This is a genomic window from Vibrio splendidus 12E03, from assembly GCF_000272105.2.
GTDB classification, from domain to species: Bacteria; Pseudomonadota; Gammaproteobacteria; order Enterobacterales; family Vibrionaceae; genus Vibrio; species Vibrio splendidus_I.
Window position 1 is genome coordinate 1 of the sequence record NZ_AJZD02000245.1, and the last position, 17637, is coordinate 17637.

A 17637-nucleotide genomic window follows, 5' to 3' on the forward strand; every position below is an offset into this window, starting at 1 on the left:
GTGGTCTAGGGCCAACAACCGATGATATGAGTGCTGCAGCCGCTGCAACGGCTTCTGAGCAGAAACTCGTCATGTTCCCTGAATGGCTTTCTCGTATGGAAGAGATGTTCTCAGGACGCGGTATGCCCATGCCTGACAGCAATCTTAAACAAGCTTTGTTACCTGCGAGTTCAGAGATTGTCGATAACCCTGTGGGTACGGCTTGTGGCTTCAAACTGAAAATCAACGATGCGACTTTCTATTTCACGCCGGGCGTACCGAGTGAGTTCAAACGCATGGTCACGTTTGAGATTCTTCCTGACTTGTCGCGTACCTACCCTCAAGTGGTTGCCTCTGAATGCAGTCGACTGTTTACGTTTGGTTTGTCTGAGTCTGGTATCTCTGATGTTTTGGACCAACTAAAGCTGCCAGAAGGTTATGAGTTGGGTTATCGCTCTTATCTGCCATTCATTGAGGTTAAACTGTTTGGTCCTAAGGCAGACCTAGAAACTCGCGTTAAGCTTCTGCAAATGGTTTACAAGCTGCTAGAGAGTAATGTCGTTAGTGTCGATGAGCCGATGATTGACCATATTGGACACATCATGGCGGAAAAAAAGAAGACGTTATCTGTGTCTGAAGTGTCGACCAAAGGTTCACTGTCAGCGTGGCTGCAGTTGAATGAGCAGATAGAAGATTGCTTCGGACACTCATGGGTGATGGCTGAGCCAAAAGAGAGCGAGCTTGAAAAAAGCGATCCATTAGCCGCGACCTTTGCTCTGGCTGGCGCAACAAGAGAAAAGTGCGGAACCGAATTGGCTTTGGTGACTGGTAAGCTGGAAGGCAACACATTCAGCGTTGCATTGTCGACTGAAGCAGGCGAGTGGGGTCAGGTACTTGAGTTTTATCGTCAGTACTCGCGTGAAGACCAACGCAACGTGATTAAGACCGTCGCCGCCGATATGCTGAGAAGGCATCTAGACAACAAACCGATGTTTGGTACTTACTCTTCGGTTAAGCGATTGAAAGACATGTTTATTCCAGCGGCTATCATTAAGTAGCTATGTAAGCTAACGATGTAAGCGAACTCGCTAAGTCTGTACTAAAAACGCTAGAAAAATGAAATAAAAAGGCCCAACATCTAAATAGGTGTTGGGCCTTTTGTTTATCTAGCCTTCTAGATAACTAAACAAGCAGCGACGTTTACACGTAACTCATGTCTGTAAGAACTTGATTACAAACCGCTTGTCATATGTAGACTGTAGAACAAACCACGGCCGATTAACTCTGAAGCCAAGAACAATACTAGTGCTAAGCCAAGGTTCACTGGGTTCACTTTTGCTTTGTTCAGCATAGGTAGAATCCAAATCAACAAGCTTGCCATTAGCAGTGCCACTTGAAGAATCACATAGCTACCTAAACCATCGACTAACTCAGAGGCTTTTGCAGCTGAAGTTTGGATGTCACCGATTAGGTTCAGTTTTCCTACTGTCACAAGCAAGCTGATAGCAACAGCGATAACAGCCAGCATGGTGATGTTACGGTCAACCGTAAAGCGGCTGTCGTTTGCGAATACAATCACGAACTGAGACAGCAGCAAGCCACCCACAACCATCGTCATGATGAAGCTCAGTGGTGTGTAGATGTTGTTCCACGTCGGTACTGTGTTGATCATGTATACATTGATCATCGCGTACATGAAGATAACACCCAGTACCATTGCGCCAACCATCAGTGCTTTCTGGATAGCTACGCCACCTTTCTTAAGCACAGACAATAGCCATTGCAGGCCACCGACCGCGAAGAATGCCGCACCGAAGAACACTTCGTTAGACAGCCAAGCTGAACCTAGCTGATTAAAAGCGTTAAACGCGCGCAGTGGAGAGCCAAGGTGCGTTGTCGAGAACATGAAGCCAAGACCCATTAATGCCCATAGAATGAACATTGGAACCTTGTAGCTGTTCAGCTTCTCTTCGTCATGACCAAGTACCAGTGCACGAGCACCAATCAGTAAGTAACCACCAACCGCAGTTTGCGCCAGCACCGTAAAGAAGATCAAAGACCACTCATGAAAAATCATCTTACACCTCCTTCGGGTTTGCTAGGTGACCACTGGTATCGCCAGTCGGCTTCGCGTTTTTGTTCAGCTTAATCACGATGTTTGGCAGTGTTTCGGTTGAAGATGGCAGTGGCGCCACATCTGCACCAGAGCCGTACTTCTCGCGAAGCGTATTGATTTCGCCAAACTCCAATGCACGAAGTGGGCAAGACTCAACACAGATCGGCTGTTTGCCTTCAGAAACACGTTGGTAACAACCATCGCATTTGGTCATGTGACCCTTCTTAGCGTTGTATTGTGGTGCACCGTAAGGACATGCGTTGCTACAGTGCTGACAACCGATACACACACTTTCATCAACCACAACCAAGCCGTCTTCATCACGTTTGTGCATTGCGCCCGAAGGACACACTTTCACACACGCAGGGTTAGTACAGTGGTTACAAGCGATAGAGAGGTAGTAAGAAAAAACATCTTTCTGAACCCAGGTATCGCCATCTTGAGTGAAGCCACCACCTGCGTATTCGTATACGCGACGGTAGTTCGTTTTGATGTCTAGATCGTTATAATCTTTACAAGCAAGCTGACAGGTTTTACAACCCGTGCATTTACTTGAATCAATGTAAAAGCCGTATTGTTTCATTCCAACCTACCTTATGCTTTCTTTAGCGCTTTGATTTGAACTAGGTTTGTATGCTGAGGGTTACCCTTAGCAAGCGGGCTCGGGCGCTGAGTAGTCAGCACGTTGATAGAGCCTGCATGGTCGATCTTCTGACCATCTGGTGCGTACCATGCACCTTCGCCTAGTGCGACAACTCGAGGAAGAATCCTTGGTGTCACTTTCGCTGGAATATGGACTTCGCCACGGTCGTTGAAAATACTCACCATGTCGCCGCTTTCAATACCACGCTCTTTCGCATCGATTGGGTTGATCCACAACTCTTGAGGTGCCGCCGCTTTGATCTCTGCAACGTTGCCGTAAGTTGAGTGAGTACGAGCCTTGTAGTGGAAACCGGTTAGCTGAAGTGGGTACTTCTCTGCTAATGGATCGTTATGGCCTTCAAAAGAATCCGCGTAAATCGGAAGTGGATGAATCACTTCGTCTTCTTTCAGCTTCCAAGTTTTCGCGATATCAGCCAGTTGCTCTGAGTAGATCTCGATCTTGCCACTTGGTGTAGTCAGCGGGTTCGCTTCAGGGTCTTTACGGAAATCTTCGTAAGCGATGTAGTGGTGGTCGTAGCTACGCTTGTAGATACCCAGCTCTTTCATCTCTTCGAAGGTTGGCAGTGTTGGATCGTTCTTACGAGTTTCTGCGTAAAGGTGCTCAATCCATTGCTCTTGAGTACGGCCTTCTGTGAACTCTTTTTCTACGCCCATGCGTTTAGCAAGTTGCGTACACATCTCGTAGATAGATTTTGCTTCGAACTGAGGCTCAATCGCTTTCTGTGCGTAGATGAAGTAAGGCATGTTCGATGCTTTACCATCCATACACCAGTCGTCTTGCTCTGATGTCGTTAAGTCAGGCAGGATGATGTCGGCGTATTTCGCAGAAGAAGTCATATGGTTATCAACCACAACGATCATTTCACAAGCACTTTCATCTTGAAGAATCGCGTGTGTCTTGTTGATGTCTGAGTGTTGGTTGATGATGCAGTTACCTGCGTAGTTCCAGATCATCTTGATTGGGTTCTTAAGGCGCTCAGCACCGCGAACACCATCAGTGATGTCTGTCATCTCGTGGTGACGGTGAATTGCGTCAGTCCACATGAACATTGAAATTGACGTTTCAACTGGGTTTGGCACAGTAGGGAAGCGAACAAACGGAATGTTGATGTCACTTTCACGAGCGCCTGTTGAACCGCCTGATACACCCACAGAACCGGTGAGTAGCGATAGCATCGCGATTGCACGACAAGCTAGTTCACCGTTCGCAGTACGTTGCAGGCCCCAACCTTGGTGGATGGCACATGGTTTCGCTGTGCCCATTTCACGGCCTAGTTTAACGATAGTATCAACCGGAATGCCTGTGATTTTAGAAGCCCACTCTGGTGTCTTCTCTACGCCATCTTCACCTAAACCTAAGATATAAGATTTGTAGTCACTGTTTTTAGGTGCTGATACAGGAAGGGTCTTCTCATCATAACCGACACAGTATTTGTCTAGGAACAGTTGGTCTACGAGGTCTTCAGTGATCATCACGTGTGCAAGACCGGCTACCAATGCAGCATCCGTAGAAGGACGAATTGGGATCCACTGATCTTCACGGCCACCGGCAGTATCGGTGTAGCGTGGATCGATGATGATCGTTCTTGCGTTTGATTTGTTTTTGCTTTCTACGTAGTGGTGGATCAGACCGCCGCCAGACATGCGAGTCTCAGCAGGATTGTTGCCAAATTGGATGTTAAGCTTAGTGTTCTCTAAGTCAGAGAAAGAGTTGTTGTTTGCCCAACCACCGTAGGTGTAGCTCAAGCCTTTCGCGATTTGCGCTGTTGAGTAGTCACCGTAATGGTTTAGGTAACCACCACTTAGGTTCATTAGACGCGCAATCAGCGTTTGTGCTGGTGGCCAAGACTTAGTTACCGTACCACCAAGCGTACCTGTCCCGTAGTTTAGGTAGATAGTGTCGTTACCGTAATCTTTGATAAGGCGTTGCATAGTGCCAGCGACTTCATCAAAAGCCTCTTCCCAGCTAATACGCTTAAACTTACCTTCACCACGTTTGCCCACACGTTTCATTGGGTATTTCAGGCGATCTGGGTTGTAAACACGGCGGCGCATAGAGCGACCACGTAGACATGCACGCACTTGGTGATGACCGTATTCGTCAGTACCCGTGTTATCTGTTTCTACGTATTTGATTTCACCGTTTTGTACATGCATACGTAGTGGACAGCGAGAGCCGCAGTTTACTGTACATGCACTCCATACGATTTTCTCATCCACATTCTCAGCAACCGCAGCCGCTACTGGTTTGGATTTGAAAGGTAAAGCGATACCGCCCGCAAGTGCGGCTGCACTACCTACTGCAGAAGAAGCTTTCATGAAGCCTCTTCGAGTAAGGTTCATTACCCCAGATTCTTTCTTATTCGTCATTCTAAGATGCCTTTTGTTATTGATGAGTAGCACTTTATAGGTAGTTTTATTTCTATTGTTTTATTTCTAGTTGTTGGTTGATTGGCATCAAATAAGTGCGAAATTTAAATGTTATGAATCGAATGTATAAAATAGATCAAAGAATGAAATGAGTTAATTAATATAATTATCTTTAAACCTATAACGGTATAAATAATAATGATTATCGATACGCATAAATTATTGGGTTCGCTATTTTATCAAGCGACAAGTAAAGAACAGTTAATCACCATTGTCGAAGCTTTGGTTGAGAGCGAAGTACTCTCTGAAGAATGCTTGCAGGCATTGAGATGTGAAGACGAAGATGCACTCTCAGCTGAGTTCAGCCGCCTGTTTGAGGGCGTTGGAGACATGCCAGCTCCGCCTTGGGGTTCTGTGTACCTAGATAAAGACCGCGTTGTGTTCGGCGCTTCTACTGTAGAGTATCGCCAGTTTTTAGAATTGAATCAGATTGAATTAGACACTGGGTTAAGAGAGCCGGAAGATCAATTTGGTTTAATGTTATTCGCTCATGCGTATTTGTTAGAAAATAATAATATAAATTCAGCTCGTGAATTATTAGAGTGTCACTTATTACCTTGGTCTTCTGTTTATTTAGATAAATTAAATACAGCATCAGATTTACCATTTTATAAGAAGCTATCAAGTGATGTAATAAATTGGCTTAATCAATTAACATCTGAATATAATTTAAACGTTGCTACTAAAAAGTTATATATCGACTAATGTCTGAGCAAATAAATTCAAATAGGCGTGGTTTCTTAACTCGACTCTCTAAGCCGGTTAAAGCTGCGGCAAGTTATGAAGAGAAATCACAGCGCTTACATGCTAGGCCACCTAGGGCTGTCGATGAGGTGCTGTTTGAGCGTCTTTGCGACGGTTGTGGGTTGTGTGAGCAAGCGTGTCCGAATAGCGTTATTGAGATGCTAGAGGGCAGTGCGCTGCTGAATTTGGATTACAACAGTTGTTCTATGTGTAATAAATGTACTGAAGTGTGTCCGACTGGTGCGCTTCATCCAACGGTAACGTCTTATATCGACTTGAAGCCTAGTTTTGCTGATAGCTGCAATAACTACATGCAAATGGATTGTAATGCCTGCCAAACAGCTTGTTCTGCCAGTGCGATACACATTGAAGTAGGAGAGTTGCCTACGGTCGTTCAAGATAAGTGCAATGGCTGTGGAGAGTGCCGAAGCGCTTGTTACATTGGCTCTGTGACTTTGAACCTGACTCAACAGTAGCCATCTAGTTTGGCTCGGTGGTTGAGAGCTAAAGACACGGATAGAAAAAGGGTCCGCATTCCAAGAGGAGGCGGACCCTTTTTAATACTTATCATTTCTGATGAAGCGTTAGAACTTACATGATTCTATCTAAAGCGAAAGCAAATGAAATTAAGCAAGCGAGCTTAAATCGAATAGATTAGGCGCGCTTCTGTTTGCTTCTGTGAATCACGTTACTCAGCGACAAATCGGTTTTTGCTTTGCAGATGCATGGCAAAATCTCATCGCCTTGTGTGTAAGCCATAGCAAAACCAACGTACTCAACCTCACCAGAATCCAACGTACAGCGGCATGCGCCACAGTGGCCATCACGGCAGTTGTATTCTGGCTCTAACCCAGCTTGTTCCATTGTTTCCAACAGAGTGTTTGAAGGATTAGATTCAATCGAAGTCAGCTTGTTGATTTTGATTGTTGGCATTACAGCTCAAATCCTTCAAAGTCGTCAGCTTTTACTTCGTTGTCGATTTGACCAACTAGGTAAGAACTGATTTCAGCTTCTTGTGGAGCAACTTGTACGTTATCTGAAGATAACCAAGCGTTGATCCATGGGATTGGGTTTGATGTCGCTGCTGGGTAAGCAGTACCTAGACCAACCGCTTGCATACGGATGTTGGTAATGTACTCAACGTATTGGCAAAGAATGTCTTTGTTCAGACCAATCATAGAGCCGTCTTTGAATAGGTATTCTGCCCACTCTTTCTCTTGCTCTGCTGCTTCTTTAAACAGGTCGAAACACTCTTGCTTGCACTCTTCAGCGATCTGCATGAATGCGAAGTCGTCTTGACCGTTACGTAGCAAGTTGATCATGTGCTGAGTACCTGTCAGGTGAAGCGCTTCATCACGAGCGATTAGCTTGATGATTTTAGCGTTACCTTCCATTAGCTCACGCTCAGCGAATGCAAATGAACATGCGAAACTTACGTAGAAACGAATTGCTTCTAGTGCGTTTACTGACATTAGACATAGGTAAAGTTTCTTCTTCAGGTTGTGAAGTGAAATCTTAACGTCTTCACCGTTGATGCTGTGGTTGCCTTCACCGTAGCGGTGGTAGTCAGCCGTTAGCTTGATTAGGTCGTCGTAGTAGAAAGCGATGTCTTTAGCACGCTTAAGGATCTCTTCATTTTCAACGATGTCGTCGAATACTACGCCTGGATCATTCACGATGTTACGGATGATGTGCGTGTAAGAACGAGAGTGAATCGTTTCAGAGAAAGACCAAGTCTCAATCCAAGTTTCTACTTCTGGTAGTGATACCAATGGAAGTAGGGCAACGTTCGGGCTGCGGCCTTGGATAGAATCTAGAAGTGTTTGGTACTTCAAGTTAGAGATGAAGATGTGCTTTTCATGCTCAGGAAGCTTGTTGTAGTCGATACGGTCGCTAGACACGTCAACTTCTTCTGGACGCCAGAAGAAAGAAAGCTGCTTCTCGATAAGCTTTTCGAAGATTTCGAATTTTTGTTGGTCGTAACGTGCAACGTTTACCGACTGACCCAAGAACATTGGTTCTTTTAGCTGGTCATTTTTTTGCTGAGAAAAAGTACTGTAAGCCATAAATGCCTCAAATCCTTTAAAGACCCGTCATAAAACGGACCCTGTTAATGCTTTAAACCCAGAGAAGATAACTCTTCTCTGGGGTCTTAATGTTTATTGCGGTTTAGATCTTACAACCGCCGCCTTCACAATCTTCTTCCGGCACTTGAACTGCATCGCCTTGGTCGTCTTTAGCACCATCACGAGTGTTATGGTAGTAAAGCGTCTTAACACCGTACTTGTACGCTGTTAGTAGGTCTTGAAGCAGCTTCTTCATTGGTACTTTACCGCTGTCGTAAACACTTGGGTCATAGTTAGTGTTTGCAGAGATAGCTTGGTCAACGAATTTTTGCATGATACCTACTAGGTGTAGGTAACCGTCGTTAGAACCAATGTTCCAAAGTAGCTCGTAGTTCTCTTTTAGATTTAGGAAATCTGGAACAACTTGCTTCAGGATGCCGTCTTTCGATGCTTTCACTGACACGTAACCACGTGGTGGCTCGATACCGTTAGTCGCGTTCGAGATTTGAGACGATGTCTCAGAAGGCATAAGCGCTGTTAGCGTAGAGTTACGCAGACCGTGCTCCATGATCTCTTCACGTAGAGAATCCCAATCGTAGTGCAATGGCTCTTCACATACTAAGTCGATATCTTTCTTGTAAGTATCGATTGGCAGTAGGCCTTTCGCGTAGTTGGTCTCGTGGAAAGATGGGCAACGACCTTGCTCTTTCGCTAGTTCAACAGATGCTTTTAGCAAGTGGTATTGAATCGCTTCAAAAGTACGGTGAGTCAGGCCATTGGCGCTGCCATCAGAGTACTTAACACCATTCTTCGCTAGGTAGTATGCGTAGTTGATTACACCCACACCTAGAGTACGACGGTTCATTGTCGACTTGTATGCTGCTGGAAGCGGGTAGTCTTGGTAATCAAGAAGTGCATCCAGTGCACGAACAACCAGCTCAGAAAGCTCTGCTAGGTCGTCTAGTTCATTGATTGCGCCAAGGTTGAATGCTGAAAGCGTACAAAGTGCAATTTCACCTTCGTCATCTTCTACGTTAGAAAGCGGCTTAGTTGGTAGCGCGATTTCTAGACATAGGTTCGATTGACGAACAGGTGCAACTTCAGAATCAAACGGGCTGTGTGTATTACAGTGGTCAACGTTCTGAATGTAGATACGACCAGTAGAAGCACGCTCTTGCATTAGCAGAGAGAATAGCTCAACAGCTTTTACTGTTTCACGCTTCACTGATGGATCGTTTTCGTACTTAACGTATAGCGCTTCAAAACGGTCTTGGTTTTCGAAGAACGCATCGTAAAGGCCAGGTACGTCAGAAGGTGAGAACAGGCTGATGTTGCCACCTTGAACAAGACGAGAGTACATAAGCTTGTTCAGCTGTACGCCGTAGTCCATGTGACGAACACGGTTCTCTTCAACGCCGCGGTTGTTTTTCAGTACTAATAGAGACTGAACTTCACCGTGCCATAGTGGGTAGAACACTGTTGCTGCGCCACCACGAACACCACCTTGAGAACAACATTTTACTGCTGTTTGGAAGTATTTGTAGAAAGGGATACAGCCAGTGTGGAACGCTTCACCATTACGGATTTCAGAACCAAGCGCACGGATACGACCTGCGTTGATACCAATACCCGCACGTTGAGATACGTAACGAACAATTGAGCTTGCTGTTGCGTTGATAGAATCAAGGCTGTCACCACACTCGATCAGTACACAAGAACTGAATTGACGAGTAGGCGTACGTACACCAGACATGATCGGTGTAGGTAGAGAAATCTTAAACGTAGACGATGCGTCGTAAAAACGTTTGATGTAGTCAAGACGAGTCGATTTCGGGTATTTAGCGAATAAACACGCAGCAACTAAAATGTAAAGGAACTGAGCACTCTCGTAGATTTCTTTCGTTACACGGTTTTGCACGAAGTATTTACCTTCAAGCTGCTTAACCGCTGCGTAAGAGAAGTCTAAGTCACGTTTGTGGTCGATGTACTCGTCAAGCTCGTCAAACTCAGCTTTCGTGTAGTCTTCCATAAGGTGGCTATCGTATTTACCCATATCAACCAGTTTTGCAACGTGGTCATACAGTGCAGGCGGCTCGTATTCGCCGTACGCTTTTTTACGTAGGTGGAATACAGACAGACGTGCTGCTAGATATTGGTAATCAGGAGTCTCTTCAGAGATTAAATCCGCTGCCGACTTGATGATAGTCTCATGAATGTCAGTAGTGGTGATGCCATCGTAAAACTGAATGTGAGCTTTCAATTCTACTTGTGATACAGAAACATTGTGCAAGCCTTCAGCTGCCCATGTAATCACGCGATGGATCTTCTCTAGATCGATCGTTTCTTTGCGCCCGTTACGCTTGGTAACAGTAAGTTGTTGGTTCATTCTGCTTAATTTCCCTAACAAAACTGAACAAGGCCGTGTTTTTGTGTATTTCTGTGTAACTTTTGTAAATTACGTTTCGGCTTTGTGATCTTGGTCTACCCATATATTGTAGTTCAAACACAACATATAGGGGTCATTTGTTTGTTGGGTTACAAGATAGTGCTACAACTGATATTTTTCAAGGTAAAGAAATTGGGTTGCTTGTGGATAAGTGGTGGATTGAAAAAAAACTGTAAGTGACCACTAACTGATGAGGTTAGATGTGACTTGATTGTATAAAAGTCGGCTTTTAATGATGCTTTATTTTTGCACGCCCATAAAAAAAAATCCCTTGATCTTTGACCAAAATAGGCGATGGATTTTGGGCGATTAAATTTAAATCGAGGTGGTCAAAATGGAAGCTAGCGCACGAAATTTAGACTGAAAAAAGTCGCAAACTTATGGTAATTGCAACTCTTTTCATTCGTCTTTTTTACAAAAGGTTTTACGGTAGGGCTACCGATATTTTTTAGCCAAAGTTTTGCGTGTGGACGATGTAGTTTACGTCTACATTTGTGCCTAAACGGTAAGTGTCCGTAAGAGGGTTGTAGTGCAGTCCTGTGATCCCTAATTCTTGCAGCGGCGTGTTATCAACCATCTTGATAAGTTCAGCAGGGCGAATGAATTTCTCGTGTTCATGAGTGCCTTCAGGAACAATCTTCAATAACTTCTCTGCACCAACAATCGCAAACAAGTAAGATTTGAAGTTACGGTTCAATGTAGAAAAGAACACGTGCCCGCCCGGTTTCACCAATTTCGAACAGGCAGTGATAACAGATTGCGGATCAGGAACGTGTTCAAGCATTTCCATGCACGTTACCACATCGTACGTCTGTGGGTTCTGGTCTGCGTGGTCTTCGATAGTGCTCTGGATGTAATCGAGCTTGGTGCCAGTTTCCAATGCGTGAAGGCGCGCTACTTCTAGCGGCTCTTTACCCATGTCTAGGCCAGTCACTATCGCACCTTCAACCGCCATGCTTTCTGCAAGAATACCGCCGCCGCAGCCAACATCGAGGACTTTCTTACCAAATAGGCCTTCAGTCTTCTCTAATACGTAATTTAGGCGCAGTGGGTTGATTTGATGTAGTGGCTTAAATTCGCCTTCTAGATCCCACCAGCGTGACGCCATGTCTTCGAATTTCTTGATTTCTGCTGGGTCTACGTTCTGTGATTTAGTCATAATCGGCATTTCCAAGTTAAATAATGCATCCATGAAATTGCAGGCATTATAACTTGCCTTTTCGCGCTGACCAGAAGATCTACAATTTTGCTAGTTTATTGGATGTAAAGTGACCATGTTTCAGCAAGATATGATGCGGAGGTGCAATTTCTCATCAATTGATTGGCTACAAGGGTCACAAGATGGTAAAAGGAGAGGGAAAGTGATGCCTCCGTAGGTAAATTTGTGTTATATTTTTCGGTCTTATACGTATTCAAAAATACGATCTGACTATAGAGGGAAAATGGCTCTATGAGCGATCTAGCGAAAGAGATCACGCCCGTAAATATTGAAGATGAGCTTAGAGGTTCATACCTAGACTACGCGATGTCCGTCATCGTTGGTCGTGCCCTTCCAGATGTGCGTGATGGCCTAAAACCAGTACACCGCCGCGTTTTGTTCGCGATGAATGTACTAGGTAATGATTGGAACAAACCATATAAAAAGTCTGCTCGTGTAGTAGGTGATGTAATCGGTAAATACCACCCGCATGGTGATAGTGCTGTATACGATACAATTGTTCGTATGGCGCAACCGTTCTCACTGCGTTACATGCTAGTTGATGGCCAAGGTAACTTTGGTTCTATCGATGGCGACTCCGCGGCTGCAATGCGTTATACCGAAGTTCGTATGGCGAAAATTGCTCACGAGCTACTGGCTGACCTTGATAAGGAAACTGTGGATTACGTACCGAACTACGATGGTACAGAACAAATTCCAGCGGTACTTCCTACAAAAATTCCTAACCTATTGGTAAACGGTGCTTCTGGTATCGCAGTAGGTATGGCTACCAACATTCCACCACATAACCTTGGTGAAGTGGTTGATGGCTGTTTGGCTTACATCAATAATGAAGAGATCACTATTGATGAGCTAATGGACTACATTCCTGGTCCTGACTTCCCAACAGCAGCACTTATCAGTGGTCGTAAAGGCATCGTTGATGCTTATAAGACTGGCCGCGGTAAGGTTTACATGCGTTCAAAAGCGGATATCGAAGTAGAGAAGAATGGTAAAGAAACCATTATCGTTACTGAGATCCCTTACCAAGTAAACAAAGCTCGTTTGATCGAGAAGATTGCTGAACTGGTTAAAGATAAGAAAGTCGAAGGCATCAGTGCACTGCGTGACGAATCTGATAAAGATGGTATGCGTATTGTTATTGAATGTAAGCGTGATGCAGTAGGTGAAGTGGTTCTAAACAACCTATACGCTCAAACTCAACTGCAAACGACTTTCGGTATCAACATGGTTGCGTTGAACAACGGTCAACCACAGTTGTTCAACATCAAAGACATGCTTAAGTGCTTCGTAGACCACCGTCGCGAAGTTGTTACACGTCGTACTATCTTCGAACTGAAGAAAGCGCGCGATCGTGCACACATCCTTGAAGCGTTGTCTCTAGCACTTGCTAACATCGACGAAATCATTGAGCTTATTCGTAACGCTCCAACACCAGCTGAAGCAAAAGCTGGCTTAGTTGCACGCGGTTGGGATCTTGGTAACGTTGCTTCAATGCTTGAGCGTGCTGGTACTGATGCGGCTCGTCCTGATTGGTTGGAAGACCAATACGGCATCCGCGATGGCCAATACTTCCTAACGGAAACACAAGCACAAGCTATTCTAGAACTTCGTCTTCACCGCCTAACTGGCCTTGAGCACGAGAAGATTCTAGACGAGTACAAAGCACTTCTAGAAGAAATCGCTGAGCTAATGCACATCCTTGCAAGCACTGAGCGTTTGATGGAAGTTATCCGTGAAGAACTTGAAGCGGTACGTGAAATCTATGGCGACGAGCGTCGTACAGAAATCACAGCGGCAGTTCATGACATCGACATGGAAGAGCTGATTGCTCAAGAAGACGTTGTAGTAACGCTTTCTAACGCAGGTTACGTTAAGTACCAAATCCTAAGCGACTACGAATCTCAACGTCGTGGTGGTAAAGGTAAGAGTGCAACTAAGATGAAAGATGAGGATTACATTGAGCGTCTGCTTGTTGCTAATACTCACGATAACATCCTATGTTTCTCTACTCGTGGTAAGACATACCGTCTGAAAGTTTACCAACTACCATTAGCAAGTCGTACTGCTCGTGGTAAGCCTATCGTGAACATTCTTCCTCTAGAAGAAGGTGAACGTATTACGGCTATCCTGCCTGTTTCTGAGTTCTCTAACGAGAAATTCATCTTCATGGCAACGGGTGACGGTACAGTTAAGAAGACATCACTGGATCAATTCGCAAACGTACGTGCTAACGGCCTAATCGCAGTTAACCTACGTGACGACGATTCACTGATTGGCGTTGATATCACTAACGGTGATAGCGACATCATGCTGTTCTCTAAATCGGGCAAAGTTGTTCGCTTTAACGAGGACAAAGTACGTGCAATGGGCCGTACTGCCTCTGGTGTTCGTGGCATGAAGCTTCCAGAAGACGATCAAGTGGTTTCACTGATTGTTCCTTCTAACGAAGGCGATATCCTAACTGTGACTCAAAACGGTTACGGTAAACGTACTGAGCTAGCAGAATACCCAACGAAAGGCCGTGCAACGCAAGGTGTAGTATCTATCAAAGTCTCTGAACGTAATGGCCCAGTTGTTGGCGCTGTTCAAGTTGAAGAAGGCGATGAGATGATGATGATCACCGACGCAGGTACACTAGTACGTACTCGCGTAGCGGAAGTAAGCCAAGTTGGTCGTAACACTCAAGGTGTAACACTGATTCGTACTGCTGATGACGAGAATGTTGTAGGTCTACAACGTATCGACGAAGTAGAAGAAGCTGAGATTGTAGAAGGCGAAGCTGAACAAGCTGGTGCTGAAACTATCAACGCTGAAGTTGCTGAATCAAGTGAAGAGCAAGCATCAGATGCTTCTGACTCTGAAAGTGATAGCGAGCAAGACACTGAGTAATTTCTATTACGCTAAGTAATTAAGCTTACCATTGAAAAAACCGAGCCTAAATGCTCGGTTTTTTATTACCTGTTATTTGTGGAGCTTGGTGTGACTTTATAACAGAGCCGTGATCGCTAAAATCTCGATAGCTAAACCTTGATCAATATAGAGGAGAGATGTAAACGATAGAGTAGGGAGTGAATAGAAAGGAGTGTGGAATGGACATCTGGTTGTTGGTTGCGTTGGTACTAATGAGCTTGTTTTTGATTATGGTCGCCATTGCGGCGAACAAAAACAGCGGTCATCTAAAAAGCAATGTAGTGATTTCGATTACTGCGGTCGCTTTGAGCATGCTTGTTTGGTCTCAACTGAAACAAGAGATACCTCAACTTCCTTTAGATGATAACAATAGTTACACGGCAACAGATTTCCAAGATGAGCTTCAGCAAAGCCTCAAACAAGATCCGAATCAATCCGACTTGTGGTTTAAGCTGGGTGGTGTGTATATGCAGAAAGGGGAATTTGATGCAGCGTTCACCTGCTACGACTATGCGATTCGGTTAGATCCTCAAGCACCTTCGGGCCTCTATGCAGCCAAAGCAACGGCACTTTACTATCTTAGTTCACAAGCGATGAGCGATGATGTGAATGCGTTACTGGAGCATTCCATGCAGCTTGATCCCAATGATCGTACTGCATTGATGCTGATTGCGACCGATCACTTTATTAGCATGCGCTATCAACAAGCGATTGATGCATGGACTCAAATCCTCGATTCCAATCAAAAGGGGATTGATCGCGTTTCGATTATTCATTCGATCAACCAAGCCAAACAGATGATCCGTTAAGCTTGGCATAATCGCTAGTCGTTAATCGTTTGTTTTTAGTTATTTACTTTCCTGCATTTCGATCAACCCACCTGCGTTATGGATTTGAGTAAACCCTTGAGCTTGCAAGAATTGATAGGCTTGTCCTGAGCGGTTGCCACTGCGGCAATACAAAACGATCGGTTGGTCTTTATCTATCTTAGTGAAGTGAGTAGCGACTTCAGAAAGAGGGTAGTTGATGGCGTTGTCTAGATGCCCTTGTTCGAACTCTGCTGGTGTTCTGACATCTACCACTAATGCGCCTTTCTCTATTAATTCCCACCCTGTCTCAGCACGCTCAGAAGCGTGAACGCCTGAACTGAGTAGTGCGATACATAATGCTGAAAGTGAAAGTAAGGTTTTCATTGTCTATTCCTTGAATTGGCGAGTGGATTGGGGAGGAGATATTGATGTGTATTGCCCCAAACCTAAAAAAAACAGCCACACAATAATAGTGTGACTGGTTTTTACGTTATGGTCTAATTGAAGAAACTAGTATTCGTAGTTGGCTTCACGCTTTTCAGCTTGCTCTTCCCATTTAGGAACAACCGTGTCTAAGAAGTGTTGTTTCTCAGCGTTCATCTTATCCATGTCCATTCCAAGCGCTTTTTGAGCCGCTTCTTTGGTCGAGATGTCTGGAATCTCGATTGGATCAGTGATTCCTTTCTTCGCCAGTAGACGAACAATCTTAGTACGAGCATCGGCTGCGCGGTCAACGGCAGTGCCTAGCACTTCTAGAGCGATTTCAGGTGCATGCATATGAACGCCGTGAGATGCAATAGCGTAGTCCCAGCGCCATTGAGCATGACGGATATCCAGTAGGATAGGCTCCATCTCTTGCTCGGTCGCACCTGCTTCCCATGCCGCGCCTGCTTCAAAGTGAGCGGCAACGATTTGTTTCTCAGCGGTCAGCTTCATGTTCAGCACTTGAGCTTTACGGCTTGAAACGATGTTACGCATGGTCTCTTTAGATTGAGTATGACAGTTTGCACACGTATCTTCGAAGCGGTCGAATGGGTTACCCACTTTATGGTCGGTATAAACGGTGCCATCTTCTTTGGTTACTTTCGGCATATGACAGTCAGCACAAACGACTTTGTTCTTACCGTGGATGCCTTCGCGCCATGTTTCGAAACCTGGGTGCTGCGCTTTCAGCATGGGTGCTTTCGATACTTTATGCGTCCAATCTTTAAAGTTGATTGCATCATAGTAGCGTTCCATATCGCCAACCGTAGTGCCTTGATCCCAAGGGAACTTCACGCCTTTGGTTGGGCCTGTGAAGTAATATTCCACGTGGCACTGAGCACAAACAGAAGCTTGCTGGTCTAAACGGCTTTGCTCATCAAACTTTTTACCAATCGCTTCAAATGCACGTTCAACATAAGGACGTGTCACCTTCAGTGCTGGCTCACCATTTTTAAAGCCTTCGCTTTGGGTATCGTGACAATCTGCACAGCCAATAGGATTCACAATCTCGTTGCCAAGACGTGCCCATTTACCTTCAAAATAACCGTCTTCACCACGCTCTTCGATAACACGTGCTACGTCTGGGCTTTTACAACTCCAACACGCCATTGGCATAGGGCCTGAGTTTTCGTCCGTTGGGCCGCCAGTACGGAGCGTTTGTCTTACATCGTCAATCGCATAAAAGTGACCACGTGCTTTGTTGTAATCTTTTGCGAAGCCGTAGCCAGCCCACATGATAACCATGTTTGGATCTTCTTTTAGTGCGTCTTCAATCGTTTCGCTTTCTGAAGTTTGTCTCCATGAATGATATTGATCTGGGTGGTTTTGCTCGAACTGATCGTTACGAGGATCGCCAATTTCTTTTTGTTCAGACGCAGCAAAACTGGTCGCGCTTGCTAATGACGCGCTAACCATTAATAGTGCTGTGACCGAATTACGTATCCAATGCTTTTTCACAGTGATATCTCCAATATACTGATTTTTATACCAAGCGTTGTGAGTTTGCTATTCAAATTAAGAACTGGAGAATTCCTGTTTATATTAATTCATAAAAAACACATTTTGTTACGTGTTGGATATAGATTGTCCCAGATCAATTAGTGGCAGTGACCTTAGTCACGTTGAAGTTTATATAACCCTAAAGTGGTACTGGTGGTTAGATTAATTAGAATTTAACTGAGAATCATTATCATATATAACAATCAATTACCTAAATTATCCATGATATAAATAGGGTGATTGCGTTCACAGATTAACCTATCGAAATT

The 17637-nt window shown here is 44.7% G+C and carries 14 protein-coding genes; 5 read left to right on the forward strand and 9 right to left on the reverse strand.

Annotation, left to right across the window (positions count from 1 at the left end):
• Positions 1-1037 (forward strand): molybdopterin-binding protein (locus A142_RS15860; protein ID WP_019821731.1); only part of this gene is annotated, 1037 nt, incomplete at its 5' end.
• A gap of 173 nt (positions 1038-1210) precedes the next feature.
• Here A142_RS15860 and A142_RS15865 read toward each other — a convergent pair.
• From A142_RS15865 to A142_RS15875, 3 genes are read right to left on the reverse strand one after another with little or no spacing between them, the layout of a single operon-like run.
• Complete coding sequence (locus tag A142_RS15865) at positions 1211-2056, reverse strand: dimethyl sulfoxide reductase anchor subunit family protein (RefSeq protein WP_019821732.1); 846 nt, start codon at positions 2054-2056, stop codon at positions 1211-1213.
• A 1-nt stretch (position 2057) separates the two neighbouring features.
• The gene (locus tag A142_RS15870) at positions 2058-2678 is read right to left on the reverse strand and encodes a DMSO/selenate family reductase complex B subunit (protein WP_004733360.1); all 621 of its coding nucleotides are present in this window, start codon (positions 2676-2678) and stop codon (positions 2058-2060) included.
• A gap of 11 nt (positions 2679-2689) precedes the next feature.
• Positions 2690-5128, reverse strand: a complete 2439-nt coding sequence (locus A142_RS15875; RefSeq protein ID WP_019821733.1) for a DmsA/YnfE/YnfF family dimethyl sulfoxide reductase — start codon at positions 5126-5128, stop codon at positions 2690-2692.
• 198 nt (positions 5129-5326) lie between these two features.
• Here A142_RS15875 and A142_RS15880 point away from each other — a divergent pair, with 198 nt between their 5' ends.
• Together A142_RS15880 and napF are read left to right on the forward strand one after the other, a co-directional pair.
• Positions 5327-5893, forward strand: coding sequence for a molecular chaperone TorD family protein (locus A142_RS15880; RefSeq protein WP_019821734.1), 567 nt, complete (start codon positions 5327-5329; stop codon positions 5891-5893).
• Complete coding sequence (napF, locus tag A142_RS15885; RefSeq protein ID WP_019821735.1) at positions 5893-6408, forward strand: ferredoxin-type protein NapF; 516 nt, start codon at positions 5893-5895, stop codon at positions 6406-6408. The genes A142_RS15880 and napF overlap by 1 nt, the downstream gene beginning before the upstream one ends.
• A gap of 178 nt (positions 6409-6586) precedes the next feature.
• On the opposite strand, the gene yfaE is transcribed toward napF, so the two are convergent.
• From yfaE to ubiG, 4 genes are all read right to left on the reverse strand, one after another.
• Positions 6587-6865, reverse strand: coding sequence for a class I ribonucleotide reductase maintenance protein YfaE (yfaE, locus tag A142_RS15890; protein WP_017632068.1), 279 nt, complete (start codon positions 6863-6865; stop codon positions 6587-6589).
• Entirely contained in the window at positions 6865-7998 is a 1134-nt protein-coding gene (gene nrdB, locus A142_RS15895; RefSeq protein WP_019821737.1) for a class Ia ribonucleoside-diphosphate reductase subunit beta, read from the reverse strand. Before nrdB ends, yfaE begins: the two co-directional genes overlap by 1 nt.
• 103 nt (positions 7999-8101) lie before the next feature.
• Positions 8102-10384, reverse strand: a complete 2283-nt coding sequence (gene nrdA / locus A142_RS15900) for a class 1a ribonucleoside-diphosphate reductase subunit alpha (protein WP_019821738.1) — start codon at positions 10382-10384, stop codon at positions 8102-8104.
• A 508-nt stretch (positions 10385-10892) separates the two neighbouring features.
• On the reverse strand, positions 10893-11636 hold the full coding sequence (gene ubiG, locus A142_RS15905) for a bifunctional 2-polyprenyl-6-hydroxyphenol methylase/3-demethylubiquinol 3-O-methyltransferase UbiG (RefSeq protein ID WP_019821739.1): 744 nt from the start codon (positions 11634-11636) through the stop codon (positions 10893-10895).
• Positions 11637-11894: 258 nt separating this feature from the next.
• Here ubiG and gyrA point away from each other — a divergent pair, with 258 nt between their 5' ends.
• The gene (gene gyrA, locus A142_RS15910) at positions 11895-14555 is read left to right on the forward strand and encodes a DNA topoisomerase (ATP-hydrolyzing) subunit A (protein ID WP_019821740.1); all 2661 of its coding nucleotides are present in this window, start codon (positions 11895-11897) and stop codon (positions 14553-14555) included.
• 200 nt (positions 14556-14755) lie between these two features.
• Positions 14756-15385, forward strand: a complete 630-nt coding sequence (locus A142_RS15915; RefSeq protein WP_019821741.1) for a TPR domain-containing protein — start codon at positions 14756-14758, stop codon at positions 15383-15385.
• Between the two features lie 39 nt (positions 15386-15424).
• On the opposite strand, the gene A142_RS15920 is transcribed toward A142_RS15915, so the two are convergent.
• On the reverse strand, positions 15425-15769 hold the full coding sequence (locus A142_RS15920; RefSeq protein ID WP_019821742.1) for a rhodanese-like domain-containing protein: 345 nt from the start codon (positions 15767-15769) through the stop codon (positions 15425-15427).
• Between the two features lie 126 nt (positions 15770-15895).
• Positions 15896-17326 (reverse strand): ammonia-forming nitrite reductase cytochrome c552 subunit, encoded by a 1431-nt coding sequence (gene nrfA / locus A142_RS15925; protein WP_019821743.1) that lies wholly within the window; start codon positions 17324-17326, stop codon positions 15896-15898.
• Between the last annotated feature and the right edge of the window lie 311 nt (positions 17327-17637).

What these genes read in the sequence shown, in the direction of transcription:
- A142_RS15865 (WP_019821732.1), bottom strand. Translation starts at nt 2,056, where the DNA reads ATGATTTTTCATGAGTGGTCTTTGATCTTCTTTACGGTGCTGGCGCAA.
- A142_RS15870 (WP_004733360.1), bottom strand. Translation starts at nt 2,678, where the DNA reads ATGAAACAATACGGCTTTTACATTGATTCAAGTAAATGCACGGGTTGT.
- A142_RS15875 (WP_019821733.1), bottom strand. Translation starts at nt 5,128, where the DNA reads ATGACGAATAAGAAAGAATCTGGGGTAATGAACCTTACTCGAAGAGGC.
- A142_RS15880 (WP_019821734.1), top strand. Translation starts at nt 5,327, where the DNA reads ATGATTATCGATACGCATAAATTATTGGGTTCGCTATTTTATCAAGCG.
- napF (WP_019821735.1), top strand. Translation starts at nt 5,893, where the DNA reads ATGTCTGAGCAAATAAATTCAAATAGGCGTGGTTTCTTAACTCGACTC.
- yfaE (WP_017632068.1), bottom strand. Translation starts at nt 6,865, where the DNA reads ATGCCAACAATCAAAATCAACAAGCTGACTTCGATTGAATCTAATCCT.
- nrdB (WP_019821737.1), bottom strand. Translation starts at nt 7,998, where the DNA reads ATGGCTTACAGTACTTTTTCTCAGCAAAAAAATGACCAGCTAAAAGAA.
- nrdA (WP_019821738.1), bottom strand. Translation starts at nt 10,384, where the DNA reads ATGAACCAACAACTTACTGTTACCAAGCGTAACGGGCGCAAAGAAACG.
- ubiG (WP_019821739.1), bottom strand. Translation starts at nt 11,636, where the DNA reads ATGGATGCATTATTTAACTTGGAAATGCCGATTATGACTAAATCACAG.
- gyrA (WP_019821740.1), top strand. Translation starts at nt 11,895, where the DNA reads ATGAGCGATCTAGCGAAAGAGATCACGCCCGTAAATATTGAAGATGAG.
- A142_RS15915 (WP_019821741.1), top strand. Translation starts at nt 14,756, where the DNA reads ATGGACATCTGGTTGTTGGTTGCGTTGGTACTAATGAGCTTGTTTTTG.
- A142_RS15920 (WP_019821742.1), bottom strand. Translation starts at nt 15,769, where the DNA reads ATGAAAACCTTACTTTCACTTTCAGCATTATGTATCGCACTACTCAGT.